Source organism: Candidatus Acidiferrales bacterium (genome assembly GCA_035515795.1).
Classification (GTDB): Bacteria; Bacteroidota; Ignavibacteria; order Kryptoniales; family JAKASW01; genus JAKASW01.
The window spans coordinates 68,874-95,231 of record DATJAY010000020.1 but is presented as its reverse complement, the minus strand read 5'-3'; the positions used below and the strand labels follow the sequence as shown (position 1 = coordinate 95,231).

General features: G+C 48.7%; 22 protein-coding genes. 6 read left to right on the top strand and 16 right to left on the bottom strand.

What is annotated here, in order from left to right:
* Positions 1-143 precede the first annotated feature (143 nt).
* From VLX91_09320 to VLX91_09305, 4 genes are all read left to right on the top strand, one after another.
* Positions 144-902, top strand: a complete 759-nt coding sequence (locus VLX91_09320) for a hypothetical protein (GenBank protein ID HUI30406.1) — start codon at positions 144-146, stop codon at positions 900-902.
* 153 nt (positions 903-1,055) lie between these two features.
* The gene (locus VLX91_09315; GenBank protein HUI30405.1) at positions 1,056-2,696 is read left to right on the top strand and encodes a methylmalonyl-CoA mutase family protein; all 1,641 of its coding nucleotides are present in this window, start codon (positions 1,056-1,058) and stop codon (positions 2,694-2,696) included.
* A gap of 252 nt (positions 2,697-2,948) precedes the next feature.
* Positions 2,949-5,099, top strand: coding sequence for a LysM peptidoglycan-binding domain-containing protein (locus VLX91_09310; GenBank protein HUI30404.1), 2,151 nt, complete (start codon positions 2,949-2,951; stop codon positions 5,097-5,099).
* A 25-nt stretch (positions 5,100-5,124) separates the two neighbouring features.
* A complete protein-coding gene (locus VLX91_09305) occupies positions 5,125-5,700 on the top strand; it encodes an LOG family protein (protein ID HUI30403.1) in 576 nt (191 codons plus the stop codon).
* Here the strand turns inward: VLX91_09305 and miaA are convergent.
* The 5 genes from miaA to folP are packed head-to-tail and all read right to left on the bottom strand — an operon-like array spanning position 5,697 to position 9,718.
* Entirely contained in the window at positions 5,697-6,686 is a 990-nt protein-coding gene (miaA, locus tag VLX91_09300; GenBank protein ID HUI30402.1) for a tRNA (adenosine(37)-N6)-dimethylallyltransferase MiaA, read from the bottom strand. The genes VLX91_09305 and miaA overlap by 4 nt on opposite strands.
* On the bottom strand, positions 6,664-7,368 hold the full coding sequence (locus VLX91_09295; protein ID HUI30401.1) for a protein-L-isoaspartate(D-aspartate) O-methyltransferase: 705 nt from the start codon (positions 7,366-7,368) through the stop codon (positions 6,664-6,666). Before VLX91_09295 ends, miaA begins: the two co-directional genes overlap by 23 nt.
* Before the next feature lie 37 nt (positions 7,369-7,405).
* Positions 7,406-8,065, bottom strand: coding sequence for a glycosyltransferase family 2 protein (locus VLX91_09290; protein HUI30400.1), 660 nt, complete (start codon positions 8,063-8,065; stop codon positions 7,406-7,408).
* The gene (gene cdaA / locus VLX91_09285; protein HUI30399.1) at positions 8,058-8,876 is read right to left on the bottom strand and encodes a diadenylate cyclase CdaA; all 819 of its coding nucleotides are present in this window, start codon (positions 8,874-8,876) and stop codon (positions 8,058-8,060) included. Before cdaA ends, VLX91_09290 begins: the two co-directional genes overlap by 8 nt.
* Complete coding sequence (gene folP / locus VLX91_09280; GenBank protein ID HUI30398.1) at positions 8,876-9,718, bottom strand: dihydropteroate synthase; 843 nt, start codon at positions 9,716-9,718, stop codon at positions 8,876-8,878. Before folP ends, cdaA begins: the two co-directional genes overlap by 1 nt.
* Before the next feature lie 164 nt (positions 9,719-9,882).
* Here folP and rpsU point away from each other — a divergent pair, with 164 nt between their 5' ends.
* Both rpsU and VLX91_09270 read left to right on the top strand, forming a co-directional pair.
* Positions 9,883-10,086, top strand: coding sequence for a 30S ribosomal protein S21 (gene rpsU, locus VLX91_09275; protein ID HUI30397.1), 204 nt, complete (start codon positions 9,883-9,885; stop codon positions 10,084-10,086).
* A 166-nt stretch (positions 10,087-10,252) separates the two neighbouring features.
* A complete protein-coding gene (locus VLX91_09270; GenBank protein ID HUI30396.1) occupies positions 10,253-11,404 on the top strand; it encodes a T9SS type A sorting domain-containing protein in 1,152 nt (383 codons plus the stop codon).
* A gap of 100 nt (positions 11,405-11,504) precedes the next feature.
* Here the strand turns inward: VLX91_09270 and VLX91_09265 are convergent, their stop codons facing one another.
* The 11 genes from VLX91_09265 to VLX91_09215 form a co-directional block, all read right to left on the bottom strand.
* Positions 11,505-13,160: an amidase gene (locus VLX91_09265; protein HUI30395.1), complete on the bottom strand. Its 1,656-nt coding sequence runs from the start codon at positions 13,158-13,160 to the stop codon at positions 11,505-11,507.
* A gap of 122 nt (positions 13,161-13,282) precedes the next feature.
* Positions 13,283-16,372, bottom strand: coding sequence for a beta-galactosidase (locus VLX91_09260; GenBank protein ID HUI30394.1), 3,090 nt, complete (start codon positions 16,370-16,372; stop codon positions 13,283-13,285).
* 168 nt (positions 16,373-16,540) lie between these two features.
* Entirely contained in the window at positions 16,541-18,037 is a 1,497-nt protein-coding gene (locus tag VLX91_09255; GenBank protein HUI30393.1) for an NADH-quinone oxidoreductase subunit N, read from the bottom strand.
* A gap of 28 nt (positions 18,038-18,065) precedes the next feature.
* Positions 18,066-19,664, bottom strand: a complete 1,599-nt coding sequence (locus VLX91_09250; protein ID HUI30392.1) for an NADH-quinone oxidoreductase subunit M — start codon at positions 19,662-19,664, stop codon at positions 18,066-18,068.
* A gap of 58 nt (positions 19,665-19,722) precedes the next feature.
* A complete protein-coding gene (gene nuoL, locus VLX91_09245; protein ID HUI30391.1) occupies positions 19,723-21,912 on the bottom strand; it encodes an NADH-quinone oxidoreductase subunit L in 2,190 nt (729 codons plus the stop codon).
* A 26-nt stretch (positions 21,913-21,938) separates the two neighbouring features.
* Positions 21,939-22,253, bottom strand: coding sequence for an NADH-quinone oxidoreductase subunit NuoK (gene nuoK / locus VLX91_09240; GenBank protein ID HUI30390.1), 315 nt, complete (start codon positions 22,251-22,253; stop codon positions 21,939-21,941).
* Complete coding sequence (locus tag VLX91_09235; protein HUI30389.1) at positions 22,253-22,762, bottom strand: NADH-quinone oxidoreductase subunit J; 510 nt, start codon at positions 22,760-22,762, stop codon at positions 22,253-22,255. Before VLX91_09235 ends, nuoK begins: the two co-directional genes overlap by 1 nt.
* 1 nt (position 22,763) lies before the next feature.
* Entirely contained in the window at positions 22,764-23,471 is a 708-nt protein-coding gene (locus VLX91_09230; protein HUI30388.1) for an NADH-quinone oxidoreductase subunit I, read from the bottom strand.
* 34 nt (positions 23,472-23,505) lie between these two features.
* Entirely contained in the window at positions 23,506-24,528 is a 1,023-nt protein-coding gene (gene nuoH / locus VLX91_09225) for an NADH-quinone oxidoreductase subunit NuoH (protein ID HUI30387.1), read from the bottom strand.
* 54 nt (positions 24,529-24,582) lie between these two features.
* A complete protein-coding gene (locus VLX91_09220) occupies positions 24,583-25,701 on the bottom strand; it encodes an NADH-quinone oxidoreductase subunit D (protein ID HUI30386.1) in 1,119 nt (372 codons plus the stop codon).
* A gap of 133 nt (positions 25,702-25,834) precedes the next feature.
* Positions 25,835-26,314, bottom strand: a complete 480-nt coding sequence (locus VLX91_09215) for an NADH-quinone oxidoreductase subunit C (protein HUI30385.1) — start codon at positions 26,312-26,314, stop codon at positions 25,835-25,837.
* Positions 26,315-26,358: the final 44 nt, after the last annotated feature.

Below are 26,358 nucleotides of genomic sequence, written 5' to 3'. Positions count from 1 at the left end.
ACAACTCACTCCGGCGAACCTGCTTGGTTCGCATGGTAACGGTAACAATCCTGCGCTTCAAAAACTCTTACTGAACTGAGTCATCCGGATCGAAGATTTTTTTGAACATTGAAACATTCAATGCGTCTTCTGAAATTTTTGAAATGAGCTATCCGAATGCCCAGAAGGCTCCGATCGGAGGGTCTATCGGGAATAAGTTGTCCAAAGGAACAGGATCAACATTAAAGAAACTTGCGGCGGTGACGATCTATGCGGTAGCAATGGGATACCTTGAATCAGCCGTTGTAATCTATCTGCGAGAATGCGCGTTTGGGAACTCGGTTCAGGTTTTCCCGATTCAATTCCTGGAACCTCAGATTAGCGGAATTGAATTTGTGCGCGAAGCGTCAACCATCGTCATGCTTTTGGCAGTCGGCTATCTTGCGGGCAGGAATCGTTTTCAGCAATGTATGTTCTTCGTGTATGCATTTGCAATATGGGACATTTTCTATTACATATTTTTGAAACTGTTTACAGGCTGGCCGGGAACGATCATGGACTATGATGTTCTTTTCCTGATCCCGGTAGCATGGATCAGCCCGGTTATCTGCCCGGTTCTGATTTCACTCTTGCTGACGCTGACGTCCGCTGTCTTAATTTTCTTTGGCGCAAAATCGGAAAACCTTACGATCGCCGGCGTCAATCTTGTGATCTTCTTGCTTGGAGCAGCAGCAGAAATTTACTCGTTTACCGAGCAAATTTTTCGTATCTTGTTGAAACACGGCACTAGGGGCCTGGAAAATTTTAGGCCGGCATCGTTTGACTGGCCGATCTTCTTGATAGGTTTCCTGCTCTTGTGCGTCTCGGCCACCTTTACGATAAGAGATTGTTATCGCAGGACAAAGGCGGAGACGGTAGAATAGCAAACTGACGGATTCGTGAATCATCGGATTACACCATGCAGGGATGAAATCAGCGTAGCAGTTGTAAGAGCAGTAAACCATGGCCTGCGGTAACATAAGACGTATAGAACAATGGGAGAACCGGACTATACCATAACACATTCGAGCGATGAGATGAAGAAACAGAAGGACAATTGGGAGAAGAGAGTCAAAGGCGAAAAACTCCGGGATGTTAAGTTCACCACTATCAGCGGCTATCCGGTGGAAATGCTATATACACCGGACGATATCGAGAACATGGACGTAGGCAATGATCTCGGTCTCCCGGGTGAATTTCCATATACACGGGGAATTCACAAGACCATGTATCGCAGCAAACTCTGGACAATGCGCCAGTTCGCCGGATTCGGGACTCCCGAGGACTCGAACAAAAGATTTCACTATCTTCTGGAAAACGGGCAGACCGGATTAAGTGTCGCATTTGACCTTCCTACTTTGATGGGACGCGACTCAGATGACCCGCTTTCCGAAGGAGAAGTCGGCGTCTGCGGTGTCTCAGTGAGCTCACTCGCAGACATGGAAATGCTCTTCAAGGGAATCCCGCTTGATAAAGTTTCAACATCTATGACGATAAACGCACCGGCCGCAATGTTGCTGGCATTCTACATCGCCGTGGCAGAAAAACAAAATGTAAAATCGAATCATCTTCGTGGCACAATCCAGAACGACATACTCAAAGAGTACATTGCACAGAAAGAATGGATTTATCCTCCGACTCCTTCGATGAGAATCATTACAGATATGTTCGAATACTGCACCAAAGAGATGCCTAAATGGAATCCGATTTCAATAAGCGGGTACCATATTCGCGAAGCGGGTTCGACGGCGATTCAAGAATTGGCATTCACGCTTGCCGATGGATTTGCATACGTTGAAGCAGGAATTGCAGCAGGACTTGTCGTCGATGAGTTCGTGCCGAAGCTGTCCTTCTTTTTCAATTCTCATTTGGATTTTTTTGAAGAGATCGCAAAATTCAGAGCCGCAAGAAGAATCTGGGCACGACACATCCGCTACAGATACAGCGCGAAGAATCCGCGAAGCTGGAAGCTGCGGTTTCATACTCAGACAGCAGGCTGCTCACTAACCGCACAGCAGCCCGAAAACAATATCATACGAACAGCGTACCAGGCGTTGGCGGCAGTACTCGGCGGCACGCAATCACTTCATACGAATTCTATGGACGAAACGCTCGCGCTGCCGAGTGAGAAAGCGGCCACTATCGCACTGCGGACGCAGCAAATCTTAGCCTGTGAAACCGGCGTCGCAAATACTGTCGATCCTCTTGGCGGAAGCTATTTCATCGAAAGTTTGACAAACGACATGGAGCGGGAAGCCGAAAAATACTTTGAAAGAATCCAGGCGCTTGGCGGAGTGCTTCCCGCAATCGAGCAAGGATTTTTCCAGAGAGAACTCGCAGATGCCGCATACAGGTATCAACAGGAACTCGACCGGAAGGAAAAAGTCATTGTCGGTGTTAATCAGTATGTGCAAGAAAACGAGCAAATTGAGATCCCGCTTCTCGAAATTCCAAAAGAGGTGGAGGGAAAGCAGAGAAGACGGATCGCTGAAGTCCGCGCACAAAGAAGCAACTTTGATGCAGAAAATTCACTTGAGGCCTTAAGAAAAGCGGCCGAAGGCGGCTCGAACCTGATGCCACATCTGATCCGGGCGTCACAATCTTACGCAACTCTCGGCGAGATGTGTTCTGTGCTCATGAAAGTGTTTGGGGTGTACGAAGAGCCGGTGGTGTTCTGAAACACTAATGCTTTTCCAAGAACCGCCGATATTAAGAAACGTCGAGACATCCACATCACCATCACCGTAAGTGAAAATATGGTTCTGGGGCTGAAGAAAGAACTCGATCAGGTGATGCTGAGTGTCGACCGTTGTTAACTGCTGATTAGTTAAGCGGTTTCGAGAAACATTTAAACTTTTTCTTGATTAAGAAGAACGATGGACATATATTGGTAGGTTATTTGAAACATATTTACGGAAATACTGAGGCAAATGTTTAATAAAAGCCGATTTTTAGCAATTTTCGTGGGGTTGATGGCATTCAGCACATTTTCGTGTTCCTCAAACCAGAAGCTGACAAAAACCCAAACGATTGAAACGACAGACGTTGTGCACGCCAGCCAGCTAGATACCACAAGCCTAAAAGCGTCAATCGAAATACATAGCCAAAGCATTGCTCAAGTATCAAGGTTTGCCGCTTTGTATGGTCTTGATTCCATCTTGACTGATGATCAAGCAGTTGATAAGCTTCTCCAGGTTGCCAATGAACATTATTCGAATGCAATGAGGCTGCAGAAAGGAAAAGCTCAGGATTCTTCTGCCATGGAATTCGAAAATGCAATAAATGTTTTGAATGATTTGAGCTATTATCCTGACATTGAAAATGACTCCGACTTTGTTGCGCTCAGCCGCGAAATTATCGGCGACTACGAGAAATATATATCTAGCGTGCAGAACTTGGGTCCTGGCACATCGGTTTTTGCATTGAAAGAAAAACTCTCCCAGGTTGTCGATTCCATAAACGTCAGCGGCACAAATTTTCCCCAACCCGAGACCACAAAGACGACGGTTCCCCTCGTAATGAACAAGTATGTCGAACAGAACATAGAATTTTTAACGACCCGCGGAAGATGGCACATGCAGGATTGGATTTACCGATCGGGTTATTACATACCGATGATGAAACGGATCTTCAAGGAAGAGGGAGTCCCCGAAGAACTTGTTTATATGACAATGCCGGAAAGCGGTCTTAACCCGAAAGCGCGCTCATGGGCGAGAGCAGTTGGACTCTGGCAGTTCACGCGAGGCACGGGCTCACTGTACGGACTTCATTCGAACTGGTGGTACGACGAGAGACGCGATCCTATCAAGTGTACGCGCGCAGCCGCGGTATACCTGCGCGACTTGTATGATCGGTACGGTGACTGGTATTTAGTACTCGCTTCGTATGATTGTGGATCGGTTGGAAGAGCGATCAGGAGAAGCCACGGCAAGAGAGATTTCTGGCAAATAAAGAAACGACTTCCAAGAGAAGCAAGAAATTATGTCCCGCAATACATTGCAACTGCTCTCATCGCGATGGACCCGAAGACTTACGGATTCGACGACAAAGTGGATGAAGTCTCTCCCCCCCTTTGCGACACCGTGATAATTCCCGAGAGCGTCGATTTGAAGGTGCTGGCAGATGAAACAAGAATTGATATCGACTCGTTGCTCGATCTAAACCCGGAATTGGTGCACTCGGTGACGCCTCCTAATTTTGATGGCGGTGGTTATCCGCTTAAGGTACCGCAGGGCATGGGACCCTTATTTGCTATGAACTATCAGAAACTTCCTGAAAGCGCAAAACTCACCTGGACTTTTCATACTGTCAGGCGAGGAGAAACTCTCGGAGGAATCGCCAGGAGGTACGGAGTCAGGCTCTCTTCGCTGAAACTTGCGAACGACTTCTCTCGAAGAACTCGCCGCATACGTCCCGGCACAATACTAATGATCCCGGTAAACAGCTCATTCTACGCACGCAACAAACAGCAAGGCGGCGCCGCTTTCGCATCCAGGCAGGTGCACCATGATGCGGGCCGGACAGACTCTTCAATTCATATCGTCGAGGAAGGCGAAACGCTTACGTCGATTGCCAGCGATTACAACACGACAGTCGCAGCATTAAAGAGAATAAACCGTTTGACCGGTTCCAGGATCAAACCCAACATGAAGTTATATGTGTCCTCCGTTGATATGCAAAATCAAAATGAGGTGTCGTCAAAAGTCGAGACCACAACTCCTTCTCAACGGGCTTCAGCTACTTTTCATAGAGTCAGACGTCGTGAGAACCTAACCAAGATTGCCGCTTTCTATGGAGTCAGTATCTCCGACCTGAAAGGCTGGAACAACTTGTCGACAAACCGTGTGAGAGTCGGGCAGCGTCTGAAAATATTGAGACCATCCATCGGATACGCAAATAACAGTAGCATGATCGCGGAATCAGCTAATCAAGAATCAAAAATGATCTATAGAGTCCGGCGCGGCGATTCATTATGGAGCATAGCAAAGAAATTCGGCATAACAATAAATAAACTTAGAAAATGGAACGTAACCGCCGACCGCGACATCCGACCCGGTCAGCGAATCGTGATTTATAATTAACTCTTTCCAGATACGGACATTCGAGGTGTCTGAAAACATAGCTCTAAGTCCAAACAAACCGAACAGGATTGTATCCATCTTCGGAAGCAGTCGTCCGAAAGAAGATTCCCCAGAATATCAAGAAGCCGAGTTACTCGGAAGAAAATTGTCTGAGGCGGGCTTGTCGGTATGCACCGGCGGCTATCGCGGCATAATGGAAGCCGTGTCGAAGGGAGCATCCCGGGTGGAGGGAAATATCATCGGAGTGACATCCGCTGTTTTCTCTCCCACACCAAATGAATACGTGAACATGCAGGTTCACACGATGACGCTTTATGAGCGGCTTCAAAAATTAATAGAACTTGGGAGCGGTTACATCATTCTGAAAGGCGGTACCGGAACGCTGGTTGAGCTTGCACTCGTCTGGGAGCTGATGAACAAGAACATGATTTCCGAAAAGCCGATCATCGTGGTTACGGATTTTTGGAAACCGGTCGTCGATCTCCTCGATACGGAACTCGCCTACGAAGGACTCGAATCTTGTACGAAATATGTAAAGATAGCAAGAGACGCCTCTGAAGCTGCCGATATGATGATCGAAGCACTCCCAGTTAGGAATTAATTACAATCCTTTTTTAGACCAGCCCCTATTCTGTTTTTCACAAATCCATTTTCACTGGCATGGCTGCAGATTTCTTCAGCAATCTGTTTCGGATCTTTATTGTCCGCCTCAATCCAAACAATCCTCTTGTCTTTCTTAAGCCATGTCATCTGTCGTTTCGCGTACCGGCGCGTATTCATCTTGATCAATGAGATCATCTCTTCAAAACTTATTTTTCCTTTGAGATGGTTGATCGCTTCTTTGTAGCCGACAGTTTGAAGAGAATTCAATTTCGGATCAAATCCACGCCTCAGAATCTCCTTCACCTCATGGACGAGCCCACGGCCGACCATTTCGTCAACGCGTCTTTCAATTCTCTGATATAGAAGCTTTCTGTCAAGCTGAATTCCAAATTGAATGGCATTAAAATTAACAACCGAGGGACGTGTCTTCCTCAATTCGGAAATTCGCTTGCCGGAGGAGTAATAGACTTCGAGGGCCCGGACGACACGTTTGTAATTTTGCGGAAGCAACCCCTGCGCCGCGTCCGGATCGATGCGCTTCAATTCATCAAGAAGCTCCTTTGCTCCTTCCGAGTGAAGCCTCTCCCTCAATTCTTCCTTGACTTTCGGTTCAATCTTCGGAGCATCAAATAGCCCGTCAACGAGAGCGCGAATGTAGAGCCCCGAGCCTCCGACAATAATTGGAGCGCGGTTGCGGGAAAAAATCTCAGCTGCAATTTTACCGGCGAGCTCCGCGTAAGCGCCGGCGCTGATTTCTTTGTCAAGCGGGAAAACATCAACAAGATGGTGCGGGACTTTCGATAATTCTTCACGCGTCGGCTTGGCCGTTCCGATATCGATCAGTTTGAAAATTTGCCGGGCATCCGCGGAAATTATTTCGCCGTTGATGAGTTTTGCAAGCTCGATTCCTATCCTAGTTTTTCCAGAACAGGTAGGCCCCACGATAGCGACGACTGTTCGTTCATTTATCATTCTCTCTGCCATCCGACCCTCTCGGAAATGACTCTTCAGGCCAGCCTTCCTTGCCAATCAGCGGGACAAACTTGAAGTCTGCTTTGTCAGCCACCTCAAATTCATTATTGTCGTTTATCTTGGTAACCACTTTCATCTGTTGAAAAGCATGCGAGCCAACCGGCACGACGAGTTTCCCGCCGACCCTTAGCTGCTCGACCAGCGGTTTCGGAATCTCAGGGGCACCTGCAGTTGCGATGATTCCGTCATATGGAGCAAATTGGACCCATCCGATTGTGCCGTCACCTTCTTTTGAGACGAACCTAATATTCAGACTCTCCAAAACCTGTCTTGCATTCTTGAGCAATGCGGGAATTCTTTCAATCGTAAACACTCTCGCTCCCATTTCGGCCAGTATCGCCGCCTGGTAACCACTTCCAGTTCCTATCTCGAGAATCTTGTCAAGCGCCCTAAGGCACAATGCTTCGGTCATAATCGCAACCGTAAATGGCTGCGAGATGGTCTGTCCTTCACCTATAGGAAGCGCCGCATCGTCATAAGCGTGGTGCCGAAGAGGCACGGGCACAAAAAGATGTCTCTCTATTTTCATCATCGCCTTAAGAACACGTTCGTCGGAAATTCGTCGTTCTTTGAGGAGCCTCACCATATCATCGCGCGCTTCTAAGTACTTGTCAAGCAATCCTGTTTTTGTCATAGAGTCACTGTTATGTTTCCTGGAGTTCGTGTCGAATTCATGCAAAAGACTTTAGGTAGACTTTCATGAAACGCAGAACATCGATCACCCTGATGCTGCTCTTCGAGTCGTTGTAAATTGTTTTTATCGGAACAAACCCGATCGAGAAACCGCCAAGAGCAGCCTTGAGTAGGATATCCGATTCATAGTCATAATGCCTGGATGGCGATTCTATTTTTCTCAGAACCTCCGCCCGAAAGAGTCTGTAGCCGCACTGGCTGTCCTCAACATCGATACCTGTCCTCAGCGAAATGAGCTTGCTGGTGATCAAGTTTGAAAGAAATCGATGGAAAGGCATTCCACTTGACGATATCGATCTCTTCCCTAACACGACGTCAAAGTGCTCCGCTGCCGACAGGAAGTTGGGAATTTCCCCCGGATCGTGCTGCAAATCGGAATCGAGAGTTATGATCCATTCGTAGTCCTGCTCAATAATTTCTTTTACTGCATCATGGAGTGCCGAGCCTTTGCCTCTTCTTCTTGTGTGCCGTAAAACCCAAGCACCTTTTCTTCGGGCGATAAGGGTAGTTTCATCGGCGGAGCCGTCATCCACAACAAAAATATTTTCGGGTCCGACGTACGCAGCGACTTGAGAGATTACAGACCCGATAGTCCCTGCTGCATTGTAGGCAGGTATCGCGGCCGCGACTCTAAGCATCTTCCGTCGCACGTTTCAAAAAGAGAGACTTCGCGGTCCTCCCTGAAGGACGCGGCAAAGTCTCTTTCAGCTTCCTGCGTAATCCCTCAGGAGAAAGTCCGCGACTCAGCATACCTTCTTCTGCAATTGAAATTGTGCCGGTCTCCTCCGAGACAATCACTACCAGGGCATCCGATTGTTCCGATATGCCGAGCCCCGCACGGTGCCTCATTCCGAGAACATACCCGCTTATCTTGGTAGTGGCGGTTAAGGGCAGTGTGCATCTCGCCGCTTCGACCGTGTCGCCTCGGATCACAACCGCTCCATCATGCAATGGGGCTTTGGGGTTGAAGATGGCGATCAGGAGTTCTTTTGAGACTTTCGCACCCATCTCTTCGCCCGTCTCTATGATCGTTCTCAGCGCACTCCCGCGCGTAATGACAATCAGAGCACCATGTTGGCGATTGCTCAATTCAGCTACCGCATCGGCAATTTCATCCACCGTCTCGCTGATATCGATGTGAATAAAGAACCTTACGAAGCTGTTCTTGCCGAAGTAGAGAAACAGCCTTCTCAACTCAGGCTGGAACAGAACGATGAACGCGATTACCCAAATGTTGGTGAGAGTTCCGAGGAGCCATCCGAGACCCCGCATTCCGAGAGCTTGCGCGGCAAACGACAAAGCGAGGATCATCAGCAACCCTATGAATATCTGCGCTGCGACGGTTCCTCGCATGACCTGATACAGCTTGTAAAAAATAAAAGCCACCAGCGCAATATCTAGGAGATCGATGAGCGACACCGTGATGAAACCGATGTGAAATAATTCCATTAAATCCCTTGCCTCTGAATCGCATCGGCAATGAGAGCGACGCGGCGCATTTCGCGCACATCATGGACGCGAACGACGTCTGCACCATGAAGAATACTTGCCGTCACTGCTGCAGCAGTACCTTCCAACCTCGTCTCTACAGGAGTTTCAAGAATTTTCCCGATGAACGATTTCCTGGAAACACCAATCAATATCGGCACGCCAATGCCGCGAAATTTTTCGAGATGATTTATCAGCATCAAATTATCTTCGAGCCCTTTTCCGAACCCGATACCTGGATCGATCATTATTTGTCTTATCCCTTTTTTCCCCGCAGCATCGACAGACTTGGCCAAGTAATCGTAGATTTCCTGTATCACATTATCGTATTGCGGATTCGCCTGCATGTCTTTCGGGGTACCTTTCATGTGCATTATCACCACGGATGCTCCACTTTCCGCAATGGCATCCGCCATCCTTTCGTCAAAGTGAAGGCCGCTGATATCATTAACGATGTTTGCACCCGCCTTCAGAGCTTCAACTGCAACTTTGGATTTGTACGTATCAACCGAAATGGGCACGTTGCTCTTCTGTCGAATCTTGTGAATCACAGGAACCACTCTTCGCAGTTCTTCTTCGACCGGAACAGACTCCGCACCGGGTCTGGTTGATTCGCCACCGACATCGATAATGTCCGCTCCGTCTTTCACCATCTGGAACGAATGCAACACCGCGTCGGTCTGATCAAAAAATCTGCCTCCATCGGAAAAGGAATCGGGCGTGATATTTAAGATCCCCATCAGATAGGTACGTTTTCCAAATTCGACGATTGTTTCGCCGAACTGATATTTGAGATTGGTCATTGTCATTTATCCCTTAACGAAGTAAATATAATGAGATATGAGCGTAATTGCATTATTTGCGTTCTTCGAATGAACGATTTTGACACGAATAATTCCCGAATCGACCCTTGTTTTTAGAACGAGTGTCGATTAAATTTTAACTAAAGTTCATTAAAAAAAGGAAGGTGATAAGATTGGTCGGCGTCATTGTTCAAGAGAATGAGCCGATCGACAGAGCACTGAGGCGCTTCAAGAAGAAGTACGAGCGTTCCGGAATTCTCAAAGAATTCAAGAAGCGAACTTACTTTACGAAGCCATCAGTCCGCAAGAGGATGAAGCGCGTAAAAGCAATACGTCGCAACATCAAGATTGCATCGGAACTCGGTTGATACGGAAAAAAGTCCCGTCGTTTGACGGGACTTTTTCGTATAACCAGTACTAACTTTCAGAATTCCTTGGGGGATTGCTCGTACGACTGAGATTGAAACAGTCAGACTCCTCTTGTCGCGAATGTACCTTGACTTCCGCTCGGGGGCACGGCAATTTTATCCGGTCATGAAGAGAATACTGTCTGCAAGAATTACGGCGTTGCTGCTTATTGTTACTCCTGCCTTGCAAGTGTCAAAAGCAGGCATTCCCGTCGCGGGAACCAACAAGGTGGCATATTATGTGTTTGATTCCGGTGGACCCGACCATTTTCCGTTGACAACATTCACGGACGAGGCCAACATAGTGGTACTTTTCGAGGGAACATTGTGGGAATTAGCTGACTCGGCCCATTACTCGACGGGATGGATGACCACTACAAATGTAAATTATCATTATTACGGTGAAATCATCAGGGACATCAGGATATTACAGGCAAGAGGCGTCAAAGTTTTAATGAATGTCGACGACGCGGCATCGTGGAGCACTCCAACGCCGTTCACTGCTTATGATGGTACAAAGTACGATTATCAGCAATTCGCCACGTTTATAAAAACATGTGCAATTGACTCACTGCATTTAGATGGAATTTCACTTGATATAGAACATGGGGCGACCGGCAACACAAACTACATAGCATTGATAAAAGAGATCGGGAAGTATTTTGGCCCGCTATCCTCCAACAGTAATTCACAAATATATGCAGCGGCCATCTATGCCGGAGGCGCTCCAGGTTCCGTAATAGGCAGGTCCCGGGATGTTGCAGCATATTTGAATTTTGTAATGGACATAGCCTATTTTTCACCGAACTACATTTCTCGATTCAACCAGTGGGCCGATTCCATAGGTTCGTCCAAAACCATGGTCGGGGTCCTCAACGATTATTATGATCTATCAACTGCAACTGCTGCTGCGGCATGGCAACCCACTTCTTCGCCCAAGGCGGGCATAATGGTGTTTGCTGCGAACAATCTCAAATCATACACCGATGCGGTATTCAACGCCCTCACGATTCCACAAAGATTGGCTCTCATGCAAAATTATCCGAACCCGTTCAACTCTACGACGGTCATCGAGTACCAGGTCTCGACACCTGGCAATGTTTCCTTAAAGGTCTACGACGTGCTTGGCCGCGAGGTGGAAACGCTGGTGAATGAACTACAGAATGCGGGAAGTTATTATGCAGATTTCAATGGCCGGAATATAGCGAGCGGAGTTTACTTTTATCGTTTAATTTCACCCGGGATCAATCAGGTGAGAAAAATGACTCTTGTGAAGTAACTCAAGCTCAGAACCGCCGGCATGAGCAAGACCCGTCGAATGGTGTAACTTTCTCGTTTTAGAGTAATGGCACGAGGCTAACCGTGCTTTTAAGAGATATCTAAACCAAATCAACTGTGGCTTTGAACTGTGGGGGCTTCCTTACTTTTGTTGCCTGCTCGAATGAATACGCAAGTTTGATAAGCGTCGGCTCGCTCCAGGCGCGACCGAAGAACGAGACACCTATGGGAAGTCCAAATACAAATCCGGCGGGCACGGTTATGGTTGGATAACCTGCAACCGCAGCTGCCTGTGAACTCCCTCCAAGAAAATGATCGCCGTCCACTAAGTCCGTCAGCCAAGCAGGACTGTCGGTAGGAGCAATCAACGCATCGAGTCTATGTCTCTTTAGAGCCGCATCAATTCCTTCCCTCCTGAAGAGTCTTCGACATTTTGCGAGAGCATCAAGATATTCCTTGCTCGTCAGTGAACCTCTGGCTTCAGCTTTTAGAAAAACATCCTGCCCGAAGTAAGGCATCTCGATTTCTTTGTGCTTTTCGTTGAACTCGATGATGTCTTTCAAAGTATGCACCGGCGCATTCGGGCCGAGCCTGTCGAGATATGTTTTCATATCTGCCTTGAGTTCATATTGAAGGACTAAATCCTCGGCGTTCCCAAGCTGGCTGAGAGTCTTGATTTCAGCCGGATCGATGAGAGTTGCTCCACTGCTTTTCATAACTTCAATTGCGTTGTTGATCACAACATCAACACCCTCATGGAAACCAAAGTAACTTCGGACAACGCCGATTCGCGCTCCTCTCAAACCATCGGCATTTAGAAACTGAGTGTAATCGGAAAAGAATTTGCCTTTGCTTGCTCCGCTTGCTTTGTCTTCCGGATCCACGCCGACGAGGGCGCCAAGCAAAGTCGCCGCATCTCGCACTGTCCTTCCCATTGGACCGGCCGTATCCTGTGAATGTGAGATCGGCACCACGCCGGTGCGGCTCACCAATCCTACCGTCGGTTTTATCCCAACGATACCGTTTATGGACGAGGGACTTACAATCGAACCGTCAGTCTCAGTTCCGACCGCCACCGCACAGAGATTCGACGACACTGCTACTGCAGAACCAGAGCTTGATCCCGACGTATTTCTGTCGAGTGCATAAGGATTTCTTGTCAGTCCGCCGCGGCCGCTCCATCCGCTCGTAGAGTGATTCGATCGAATGTTTGCCCATTCGCTGAGATTAGTTTTGCCGAGTATCACCGCGCCGGACATTCGCAGCTGCTGTGCAAGGAATGAATCGGACGACCGTTTCGAGCCGACGAGCGCAAGTGAACCCGCAGTAGTCATCATCTTATCGGCCGTGTCAATGTTATCCTTAATTAACACCGGTATACCATGCATCGGTCCTCGCTCGCCTTTTTCTTTCCGCTCTTTATCGAGTTCATCGGCAATCTCCAACGCATCAGGATTCACTTCGATTACACTCTTAAGAGTCGGACCTTGTTTATCGATTGCATTGATGCGATCAAGATAGCGCTCGGCTATTGATCTTGCCGTATACTTTCCGGACTTCATTCCATCTTGCAGCTCGGCAACCGTTATCTCATCGAAATCCGACGGTGACACATCGAAAGAAAAACCGACAGGAAATTTTTCTCTCACGAGTGAGGGGAATGTAGCTGCAAGAACTCCGCCCGCCAAAGCTCTCTTTAAAATGCTTCTGCGATTCAAGTCCGTATCAAATGGCTTAGGGAATTTCTTGGTATCCACGGTAACTCCTCCTCGGCAAATTGTAACATAACCGTACCATGAATAACACAGATTTCCTGCCGATAGTTACAAACAGAGATCTTTAAGGAAGGTGTTGATCCACTTTTTAAGATTATCCGGGATCACTTCACATTGTAGGAAGCGACGAGCCGTCCATCCGTTCCAATAAGCATCAGTGCTGCCCTACCGGGTGCGAGTTTAACTTGAAAATTTTTTCCGCTCAGTCTGTCGTGAAATTCGAACGGAGCTGTGTTCGAACTCTCGGAAGTCAAAACGTAAAGTGTCGCTTCGGGCAGCTCCGTCGGACAAATCAGAATGCCGGGATCTTCACAAGAAGTCTCGTAAGGAGAATTGACACCGGCGAACCTAATAGCATACCTATAAATCCGCCCGATCTCGCTAAGCTGGTCGGAAAGCTCAAGGGGAACGGTGAAGTACAATATATGTCCTCTGCCCAAAGAGATGTCGTCAAAGGTCCGGCCGTTGCTTAACGCACCGTGCTGCGCGTAAGTAGTCTTGTCCGTGGAATAGCTCAAGTGCGCGGTGCCTTCGGGCCACTTCACCTCGACTTCCCGCGTGGTCAGATCGGCCGACGTGTACTTCAGGTTCAGTTCTTCTGAGCGACGGGGAACCGTTATCCAATGCTCATCGACGTCGATCCTTCCGGAGATGAGTAGAGTCGCACCGTCTCTGACTTTGCTCATCAATAAATTCCATGATTCCTGGCTCAATATCCATGGCGCAGGGACAATAATTAGTTTCGCATCTGGCATATGAGAAAGTTGATATTCTCCAATCGCAAATGCCGTCGATCGTGCATACTGGTACAATGCGCGCACCGCCTTTTGCTGCACCTCCAAACCATAACTGCTGAACGGCGAGAGCTGCAGTGACTGAGGCAGTACTAGAGCGACCTGAGGAAGTCCGGCTTCGGTCGCGTAGGGCTGTGCTTTTTTAGCGAAGGAGGCTATGCCGTTCAACGCATCCATCCAAACTTTTTCAGAACCGTCGCGCCGCATGATGCCAAAGTCATCGCTGCGAGTCCAATCCCAATGTAGAATACCGGCGTTCCCATTCGCGAACGCAAGCGCTAACTTCCGCTCCTCCAGTCCGAGTCCTCCATGATCGTCCCAGCGCCAGGTTCCGTCCATGTCCCAGACAGGCTGAGGGCCGGTTTCTTCAATCAGATTCGGCTTGCGAGTACTCTTGGCGGCAACCGAACCCCACAGTAACGCATCGTCCCGCCACCATGTATGGTTTACCGTGTAGTCGACTTCTGAATTTGACCAGAATTGATCAAGCACGCGATCAGTGACCCCGCCTTCATCCTGACCCACAGTAACTACTTGCTTAGAACCTGTTGACCGAATCGTTTGAATGATCGTATCCGCCCATCGGATGAAAGCGTCCTGTGCAAACAAATCGAAGTCAATCGCCCGCACCGTATTTGGATTTCCGTAACGCGTCAAATCGAAATCTGGCAGCGTGGGCTCCGGCACATCATTAAATGAGCCAAGCTCAGAAGGAGGTGTATGCCATTCCTTCGCGAGACTGTCGATTGTGCCATAACGCTTTTCGATCCAACGGTGCCAGGCGGCAACTTCTCTCGGATCGCCGTTCGGCGAATTTCCTTTCCATATTCGCTTTGGATTTGCAAAACTCGGTTCATTAATAAGATCGTAACTCAAAAACGGTACATCCTTGAAGCGCGAGACAATGGAACAGACATAAGCGGTTTCTGCATCTATCGCGACCGGATCCAGGTATGGATTGGAGCCCGGTCCGAGGAGGTCGCCTTCCTGTCCGGGTCCCTGCTGCATTTCCACTTGAGGATTGAATGCAAAGAACGTGAATATAACCTGCATATGATGTCGCGCGGCTGCGTCGAGGTAAGCTTCGATGGCTCGGAGAAGTTGTTCGTCTGCCGCACCGGTTACCTGATCAAGATAACGAACGCGATTTTGCCACGTCCCCGTCCGAACAATTGTGATTCCTTCGTGCTCCATCTCGGCAAAGTCTCGTTCCCAAACGTATGCGTTGCCGCCCAGACTCCCGCCAACAAAGAAGTCGGAAGTATTAGGATCTGTAGAGAAGTAATTGATCCCGACCGGCAAGTACGGTTTCCCGTCCAACTTGAAATAATCTCGCCCTGCCTCAATCTGGTGGCCTGAGTGCAGAAGCGACGTATCACGCACCTCGACTCCAGAGGTGTACTGGTCAACAACCGTATCACCCACCGATAAGATGGCACGCACTTCGTAGAGTCCGGACACATTCAATGGCGTGGTCAGTCCAATTTCCTCATGGAGAGAATTACTACAACTTACCTTCCTGGTCTCAAGGACATTTGAGCCCGACAACAATTCCAGCATTAGTTCCGCCGGCTCTCCGTTCCGCGTAACATCAATCGTGCCTGTAACATGCTCGCCCGGATCAACTGCCAATGACTGCAAATCGATCCATAGGCGATCCCCACCGAAGGATGCATATGTTCCAGCTTGATGTATTAAATCTATTGCCGCTTCTGAATTCCAATAAGTGGAGTCAGCGTCGAAGCTCAGATAAACGCCACGCCGCGGTGTTGAGGCATGACCGAATCGATCGTCGGCGACTATCGGAGCGGCGAGTCGATTGCCGTGAGCATCGACTAGAAACCCGATGCCGCGATACTTTTGTCCAAAACCCGAATTAGCGAAAACACGCTCAGGATTCAACGTGATTGACGGTAATTGGTTACTGAAAAATGGCGCGTCATCACCCCATCTCAGACTCCATGGCTTGTGCGCCGGATTTTCGAGCTGCGTCACGACATGCGAGTACATGATGCCGAGGTATCTTGAAAAAGTATTCTGCGGTTGTCCCGCCCACCAGCCGCCGGCACTATCATGGTACACCGGCACGTAAAGTGGTCTTCCGCCCAACACCAGGAGGTTGCCGCTTCCTAAATGACGGCTAACCATGTCCCAGGCATCTGCGGGAAACGCGGAGCCATATGGCAATACAAGAAGGTCACTGTCAGCTAAATCTTTCTCCAGACCATCAAGTCCTACGAATTGAGTGTTCATCGAGGCAAATGCCCGTTCAAGTGTCGCACGACTGATCACCCCGTTATCAACTGAGGGAAAATTTTGTTCGTAGAAAACAACGGTTCTGCTGAAACCTAGAATAGAAGTTGATAGGAAAATACACACAATTAGGTAGATACTACGCATCAAAAGTCTCCCTTTCTCATGCCGGCATATAACAAATCTGGCGGCGGCATCTTCAATTTATCACTAACGATTTATCAACATCTTCAACGTTGCCTGAAACGTTAAGATATAAAGGAGAAAGGAAAATTTCGACTCATCAGCTCCGGCGCAACCCCACCGACGCAGGGGTTATCTCAGTCCGAACATGCTTACGGAATACTGAGCCCAGCTCAGTATCGGTGAGAAGTAGAGCATCAATCCGATGTTGGGAATAACAAAAACCGTCATAAGGAGATTGGTGCCGAAATCAAACTCGATCCGCGTTGTGTCTTCGGGTTGGACGAGGTACATATTGCGCACGACCCTCGCATAATAATAAAGCGAGATCACGCTGTTAATGACACCGACAATCGCAAGCCAGATATAATGTGCGCTGATCAGCGATGAGAACAAATAGAATTTTCCTATGAATCCGAACGTCGGCGGAATCCCAGTCAGAGAAAAGAGAAATACGGTCAGCGCAAATGCCGCATATGGCGAACGATAACCGAGTCCATTGTAGCCGTCGACGTTTTCGGTATGATATTTATTTGCGACCAGCATTACGATGTAAAATGCTCCAAGGTTCATCAGAAGATAAGCTATGAGATACACAAGCATCGCGGATATGCCCTGGTTCGTCAGCGTCACAAATCCCATCAGGATATACCCGGCATGCGCGATGCTCGAGTATGCGAGGAGCCGCTTCATGTTAGATTGCCATATCGCAACAAGGTTGCCGACGGTCATAGTAAGAACCGAAAGCACAGCAATTATGTCCGTCCAATTGAACCCTCTGAAGATCTCCCACATCCCCGCAGCCATCGGTTGAGCAGTGACATCGATGAATGCAATTTTAAAAAACCTTATTAGCATCGCAAAGCCAGCCGCCTTCGACGTGACGGAAAGAAATGCGGTAACCGTAATCGGCGCACCTTCATAAACGTCGGGCGTCCAGAAGTGAAACGGCACCGCGCTTATTTTGTAACCCAGTCCGACAAGCATCAGGATGATCGCAACCAGGATGGTAATTCTCGGTGCACCACCGGCGGCTATCGCCTGGTTGAATGAATAGATATTGGTTTCTCCCGTAAGTCCGTAAAGCAGAGAAATACCGTAGAGCATCAGTCCCGACGAAAACGCTCCGTAGATCACGTACTTCAACGACGCTTCATCTGCTCTCGCGTTTTCCTTCGTGAAGCCGGATAAAATGTAGGATGAAATGCTGACGAGCTCCAGCGACAAATACATCATAAGCAGATTTGTCGAACCCGCCATGAAGAACGCGCCGATGGTCAGCGAAATTATCAGGCTGAAATATTCTGCATACTTCGTTGAAGCCGCCTCAAGTTCGCGGCTCTGCATCGAGAAGAGAACGATGAGTATCCCGGTTATTAAAAATATCACTTTGAAGAACCAGCTGAATGGATCGACCGCGTACATGCCGCTGAACACCAGCACACTGACATCGATCTGCCTAAACACGTAGATGCCCGCGATTATGAATCCGATCAGAGCCATAAACGCGGGTAGGTACTTCCCGCGCCTTCTTCCAACAATCGCCGTCAATAACGTCAGGACAAAAAATATTGCGAGCGTCGTCTCCGGCAAGATATAACCAAAACTCTCGTAGATGGTCTGAAACATTTTTAATTTTTCGCTTTTAACTTCTCACTTACCTCGCTGCCGTCAAGCCGTTCCCGACTTTCTGGACAAAATCGACAAGATGGTTCAGCGATGCATTAATCGGATGGAGCATAATGGACGGGAACACACCCAGCACAATAACCACGATCACGAGAGGAACAAACGAAACGAGTTCTCTCCCGTTAACATCGGTCAGCGATTTCCACTTTTCGGGAAGCTGTCCAAGGAAGACGCGCTGCAGTGTCCAGAGCATATAACCCGCTGTCAGAACAATTCCGAGGCTGGAGAAAATTGCAACCCATCTGAAAGTCTGGAACGCACCCAAATAAGAAAGAAGCTCGCTGACAAACTCGCTCAGCCCCGGCAGACCGATAGCCGCAAAGAAAGCGACGGTCATGATCCCGGTATAAACCGGCATTTGGTTTGCGAGTCCGCCGAAATCATCCAGGCCGCGCGTATGAGCCCGGTCGTAAATCACTCCGACTATCAAGAATAGCATCGCGGTGACGACGCCATGGTTGAACATTTGCAGTACTCCGCCGGCAACGCCCTGCGTGTTCAGCGATGCGATGCCAAGAAGCACCACGCCCATGTGGCTTATGCTTGAATAAGCGATCAACTTCTTGAAATCAGTTTGTGCCATGGCACAGAGAGCACCATAAATAATATTGATAAAGCCGAGAATCGCGAGTGGAAATGCGTACTTCAACATCGCGTCAGGGAAAATCGGGAAGCTGACTCTTAAGAGTCCGTAAGTTCCCATTTTCAAAAGGACGCCGGCAAGAATGACACTAATGGCCGTCGGCGCCTCCACATGAGCATCGGGGAGCCACGTATGGAACGGAAAGACCGGGACTTTTATCGCAAAACCGATGAAAAGCGCTATGAATGCGACATATCTCCAGTAGGTACCGAGTCCGGCAAATAGTGAACCGGTCACGAAATTCTTCGGATCCATCATCGCAAGCATGTTAAACGTGTGCATCTCCTGACCAGATTCTTTTATGCTGACACTGAAATATAGACCCAACATGACTAAAAGTATCAGTACCGAACCAAGCAGAGTATAAAGGAAGAATTTTATTGCCGCGTATTCCCTCCTCGGTCCGCCCCAGATGCCAATGAGAAAGTACATGGGCAGAAGCATCAATTCCCAGAAAACATAAAACAGAAACATATCAAGCGCGACAAAGACGCCCATCATACCGGTGTCGAGAAGAAGATACAGAGCGAAGTAACCTTTCTGAGATTTATTTATGTTCCATGATGCAATCACTCCGACAAATGAAATCAGAGCCGTGAGGATCACCATCGGCAGACTCAGGCCGTCGATTCCCATGAAGTAATCGACAGCAACCCGTCCAAACCAGGCCACACCCGGCAGGTCAATCCATCTTGTTTTCTCGACGAACTGGAAGTTGTTCGGATCATTGATGCCGGTAAGCGGCGCGCTGAAATTCATCCAGATGAGCCCCGCAAACACGAGCTGCAATAGCGTTGCAGCAAGTGCCGTCCATTTCATCAGGTTCACGCCTGCCTTCGGGATGAGCAAAACAAGAATCATCCCGAGTACAGGCAAGAAAGTGATCCAGGTCAGGTAACCAATTCCAAGGAATTGATAAGCCATAATTCTCCTAAAAGATTTTAAATTCCGAATTTCGAATTAAGAGTATCAAACTCATAATTCAAAACTGCCTGAACGCAAAAAATATTATTATCGCGCCCAGCAATGCAAACACAATGTAAGTCTGTACTTTGCCGGTCTGGATTCTGCGAGTTTCCCGTCCGAGAAGACCGGTGAACCATGCAGAAAAATTCACCAGTCCATCGACAACATTGTTGTCAAACCACCCGCTAAGCGAAGATCCTAAACGAGTCACAGTCGCAGCGCCATTCACAATGCCATCGATCACGTTGTTGTCAAACCACGCAAGCATTCTGCTGAAGGCCACCGTTCCACCGACGACAGTCGCACCGTATAATTCATCGAAGTACCATTTATTCGAAAGAAAAGTGTAAACGGGTTTCACAGATTCTTTCAACTTGCCGGCGTCGATTTTCTTCCACTGATAAATAACAAAGGCAGCAAGGATTCCCATCACAGCCATCGACAGCGAAAGCTCGAGTCCGGGATAGCGGACTTCCCCAAGTATGATTTCGTATGGAGTCGTATTGTTCACTATGTCACCCGGCTGCACCTCAAATGGGGACACGTTGTTGTTCGCCTGCAGTTGGCCAGTCGAGCCTGTTTCGCCTTGTCCTGTGACGGCAGAGGAACCTCCGAGATTCGGATGCAATCTTGTTATTTCTTGAATCTTTATTATATCCCATGTTCGCTGCTGCCACCCCGGTGCGACCGATTCAGGCCTTTCAACTGCTTGCGGAATCCATCCCTTTTCCGGATCGAAAGGATTGAGGCTGTAGAAAAAAAACAACGACAGCGACGCGAGTACGATCAGCGGTATCGTCATGACCGCCGGTGATTCTTTCGCGTGTTCGAATTTGTGCTGATCACGCGGCTCGCCATGAAATGTCATAATGATGAGACGGAACATGTACATCGCGGTGAGAAAGACGACCGCATATGCTACGATCGGGATCAGATAATTCCCGGAGAGCCTTCCGTAGGCAAACGCACCGGCTAGGATACTGTCCTTGCTGAGAAAGCCTGAAGTGAATGGGATTCCCGCGATCGACAGGCTAAAAATAACGAAGCACCAATATGTTATCGGCATCTTTTTCCGAAGCCCGCCCATCTGCCGCATGTCCTGCTCATGATGCATTGCGTAAATTACGGAGCCTGCTCCAAGAAACAGTCCTGCTTTGAATGCGGCATGAGTCACGAGATGGAAGAAGCCTGCCGAGTAAGCGCCCACGCCGAGCCCCATTATCATATAGCCGAGCTGGCTTATCGTCGAGTAGGCTAAAACTTTCTTTATATCATTTTGCGTAATGGCGATAGTAGCGCTGATGAATGCTGTGATGACTCCGATGTAAGCTATGACTGTCAGCGCATCGCCGGTAAACATAGGATAAACCCTTGCGACGAGATACACGCCGGCGGCAACCATGGTCGCTGCGTGAATGAGGGCGCTCACGGGAGTAGGACCTTCCATAGCATCCGGCAGCCATACGTGCAGCGGGAACTGCGCGGACTTGCCGACTGCCCCGCAGAATATCAAAATGCCGGCGGCCGTCAGCCATGCATCGGACAGCTGCCCGTCTGCAATTCCGCTGAATATTCCTTTGAACAAGACGGTATGAAGCTGAGTAAATAAAATCATGATCCCGATAAAAAATCCGACGTCGCCAACTCTATTGACGATGAACGCCTTCTTCCCGGCATCGGCAGCGGATTTCTTCTCGTACCAGTGCCCTATGAGAAGGTACGAGCAGATCCCGACTAGCTCCCAGAAGATATACATCATCAAGATATTGTTGGAGAGAACTATACCCAGCATTGAGAAGCTAAACAAACCTAGGTATGCATAGTAACGCGAATATCTCACGTCGCCTTTCATGTAGCCGAGAGAAAACATATGTACCAAGGCGCTTATCAGCGTGACTACGACAAGCATGATTGCGGAAAGATTGTCGATCGCTATGCCGACGTCGAGAACGAACCCCTGAGTCGATCCTAAAAGCCCGAGGTCGATCCATCGTATTGTCATGTCAATTCTCGGGACCGACAGTACGAAGACCTTCTCGATCATGATAAATATAGAGAGCCCGAGGGCGACGAACATAATCCCGGTCTCAAAAAGATCCCGCCGCGGGATGGCCTTGCCGAAAAATATCAGCATCGCAAAACCTGCAAGCGGCAGGAGCAACACCGCAAGAGCCAAGTTTATCAACGTACTTTCAATCGGAGACACCTTTTAAATTTTTCAATTTTGGATTTTCAGTTCTTCAACTTGTCGACTTCGTCGACATTCACCGTATTGAGCTGCTGGAAAACATTCAGGACAATTGCCAACAATATTGCAGCCTCCGCCGCAGCAAGGATGATTACGAAAATGGCAACCACCTGACCGGTAAGGTTCATCAGTCCGAATCGAGTAAACGCAATAAAATTTATATTCGCCGAATTCAGAATCAGCTCGATTCCCATCAGGACCATGATAGCGTTCTTTCTCGTGATCACACCATAAATCCCGAGAGCAAAAAGCATGGCGCTGACGATCAGAAAGTGGTACAACCCTACATGCAGCGTCATCATCGTGGTTTTGTCCCTTTCTCGCGTCGTGCAATAATTACAGCGCCGATAAGCGCGACGAGCAGCAACACCGAAGCCAGTTCGAAAGGAAGCACGAACTGCGTCATCAGAAGCGCTCCGATCGGACGGGCAGTCTCTTCATAAGGGGCAAAATTCGATATCGGCCATGGCGTCGTCATGAAAACTCCGATCAGCGTCCCGGCAATGGCACCGACAATAACAACGGCAGGAACCACCTGCAAGACGCCTCGCTTCACCTCCACATCGTATGCCTTCGAAGTCAACATGACACCAAAAACTATCAGGACGAGGATTCCGCCGACGTACAGAAGTATTTGCGTTACCGCTATGAAATCGGCGGCAAGCAAGACGTAGATTCCTGCGACTCCAAAGAAGGCAAACAAGAGTGCAAATGCGGCATACACAATATTTCGAGAAAAGACGACGCCGATTGCACTGACAATAGTTAGAATCGCAAATGCGTAAAAAATTACATCGTAAAAGTTCATTTCAATTCGGTTTGTCCTGGTTTTGATTTTCCGAACCGGTCGATGATGGTGGCGGTTGAACTTCCGGAACATTTTTTTGAATCGGACTCGTCTGCGCCGACGGCGTCAACTGCGATGAATCTGTAGGCGAGGTTTGCGGTTTCTGGGCAGCCTGAGCCGCCTTTTGCGCCGCTGCAGCTGCGGCGGCCGCAGCTTTCTTCGCTGCCGCTTCACGCTCAGCCTCCTCCGCCTGTTTCGTCTTTTGCGCGACCTCCTCGGGCGTAAGAGTTATGAAACTATAAATCAGATTCTTGCGGTCGTAATCGGAGAATTCAAAAACGTTGGTCATGTATATGCACTCTGTCGGACATGGCGGCACACACAGACCGCAGTAGCAGCATTTTCCGAAATCGATATCGAACTGCGTGACCCACAGACGCTTCTTTTGTCCCGTAGAGGTCACTCCAAGATCTTCGGTAGGAAGAGACTTGGCAGTTTCGATGGTGATACAATCGACAGGGCATGCCATAGCACACTGGTCGCATCCGATGCAGTCGTCCATGTTGACGTAAAGCCGGTTGCGGCCCCGCTCGGGGATCGTCATCCTTGCATCCGGATACTGGACCGTTACTGCCGGCGTAAACATGTGCTTCATCGTAACTTTCATTCCGATGAGGACCGTCCAGAATCCTTTCCCTATATTTCTAAAGTATCTTGTCGTCGAACTCATAATTTGTAAATCAAGATTCAATCTTTATGATTTCTTACCGGAGCACTGTCCACAGACCGACTGCAACCAGATTTGCAAGTGCAAACGGCGTAAGAACCTTCCAGCTCAAATACATCAGCTGGTCGACTCTGAAGCGCGGCAGCGTCCAGCGCAGCCACATCTGGACAAATACTAAAACCATTCCCTTCGTAATCAGCCAAAACGCGCCCCACACCGGTCCGGACATGAACGCACCGAACGGGCTGCTCCATCCTCCGAAGAACAATATCGACGCGATTGCCGCGACCGTAAACATGTTCGCATATTCTGCAAGATAGAAGAATGCGAATCTCATCCCGCTATACTCGGTATGATAACCCGCGACGAGCTCCGACTCCGCTTCGGGGATATCGAACGGCGCGCGGTTCGTCTCGGCGAGAGAGGCGATGAAATAAATTATGAAAGTAATGAAGAGAAATGGAAACTTTCCAAAAATAAACCAGTGCCAGAACCACCCAGCCTGCGCGGCGCACACGTCGTTCAGGTTCAAACTTCCGGCGACCATGATAACGGCAATCACCGCAAGTGATGAAGGAATCTCGTAGCTTACAAGCTGGGCAGCAGTCCGCATCGCGCCGAGAAGAGACCATTTGTTGTCCGACGACCAACCGGCCATCAGAATACCGAGCACCACGATGGCGCTTACGGCAATGATATAAAAAATCCCGAGATTGATGTCGCATCCAATGTAAGCAGGGCTGAATGGAAGTGCAGCATAAGCCGCGTATGCACCCACAAACACGAGAAGCGGAGCGAGGATGTATAACAATTTATCCGCCGCAGTCGGTATCGTGTCTTCCTTCTGCAGGAGTTTCACAACATCTGCGAGAGGCTGCGCCCATCCATGCCATTTTCCCGTGCGCATCGGACCAAGCCTGTCCTGCATATGAGCCGAAACTTTGAGTTCGATCCACATTGCAACAAGGGCATACGGGAAAATCCATAATAGAGGCAAGAGGCTTGACACCAGCGAGCCAACGATGCCCGTACCAAGGTAATATGTTATGAAATTATGCATAAAAGAATCTATGGTTTACAACTTAGGGTCTTAGATCTCAAATCTCGGATTCGTTTATCTATCGACATCGCCCAGCACTATATCGATGCTCCCTATGATCGCGATCATGTCCGCGATTAAATAGCCGCGGGATATTTCAGGAAGCAGACTTAGATTGACAAACGACGGCGCCCTCGCTTTGACTCTGAACGGATTTTGACTCCCATCGCTGATTATGTAATAGCCGAGTTCTCCGCGCGGCGCCTCGCTTCTCACATAAACCTCGCCGACGGGCGGTCGAATTCGTTTCGGGATCGCGGCCTGGACGTTGCCTTCAGGAATCTTTTCGATTGCCTGCTCAATTATTCTCAGGCTCTGTTCCATCTCGCGGACTCTGACCATGTACCTGTCCCAGCAATCGCCGAGCGTTCCCATCTCGCCCGTTCCCACCACGACGTCAAAATCCAATTTTGGATACACCGAATAAGGATCCATTTTCCGTAAATCCCATTTCACGCCCGAGCCGCGAAGGACCGGGCCGCTTGCCGCGTAGTTGATTGCCACATCAGCAGGGAGAACACCTACATTTGCCGTGCGTTTAACAAAAATCTCATTGTAACTCAACAAATCGTTGAGCTCTTTTATCGTCGCCGGAAACTGTTTGACGAAGACTTTCGTCTTTTCAATAAAATCGGACGGTATATCGTGTGATAATCCGCCGGGCCACATATAATTATACAGGAGCCTCGCTCCGCAGGTTCTCTCGAACAGATCAAGCACCATCTCGCGGTCGCGGAAGCAGTATAGAAACGGCGTGAACGCACCGATGTCGAGGCCGTAAGTTCCGATTGCAACCAGATGGCTGACGATCCTCTGAAGCTCTGCCATCACAACGCGGATATATTCCACCCGCTCCGGCACCTGAATGTTCAGAAGTTTCTCTACAGCAAGCACATACGCGTGGTCGTTGTTCATCGACGCGAGGTAGTCCATTCTGTCGCAGTATGGCACAACCTGCTGGTAATTCATTGCCTCGGCATGCTTCTCAAAGCATCTATGGAGATACCCGATATGTGGAACGGCATCGACTACAACTTCGCCGTCGACAACCAATTCGACCCGTAGCACACCATGCGTCGAAGGATGCTGCGGTCCCATGTTCAGGACCATTTCTTCGGTGTGCAGTTCAGCCATTTATTCCTCTGAGATTTTCCAAATCGCTTAGTCGTTGACTTAGATCAAAAATTTTTCTTGCTACTCGCTCAGGTGGGACTTTCTGCGGATCTCTCCGCAAAATAATTTTTATAAAAGTGCCGGACGCTGCCATTTAGTATGGCACTTTCATTCCCTGGTAATACTCTTGTACTTTATAATCCTTTCTTAACGGGAAACCTTCCCAGTCGTCGGGCAACAAAATTCTCCGCAGATCGGGATGGTCGAGAAAAACGATTCCGAAAAGATCAAACGCTTCCCGTTCATGCCAGTTGGCTGTCTTCCAAACCGATTCGACGGACGGCACTTCAGGTTTGTCTTTAGGTACTTTCACCTTCAACACGATCCGGTGTCTTTTCGGCATCGAAGACAAATGATAAACGATGCCAAGATTGCCGTCGTTGAAATCTACTCCCGACAGACAAATCAAGTAATCAAATTTCAACTCTGGATCTTCTGAAATAAATTGCGCGACTTCCCTGATCATTTCGGAACGGACGACAATGAAGGGCTCGGTAACGGCCTCGGGTTTGAATTCAATAACCGCTTCCGGGAACTTTGATTTTACCTTATCGTGAATTTCGTTTGCGTTCATGTTTTAGCTATCAGATGTCAGCCGTTGCGAAGCATGGACCAATT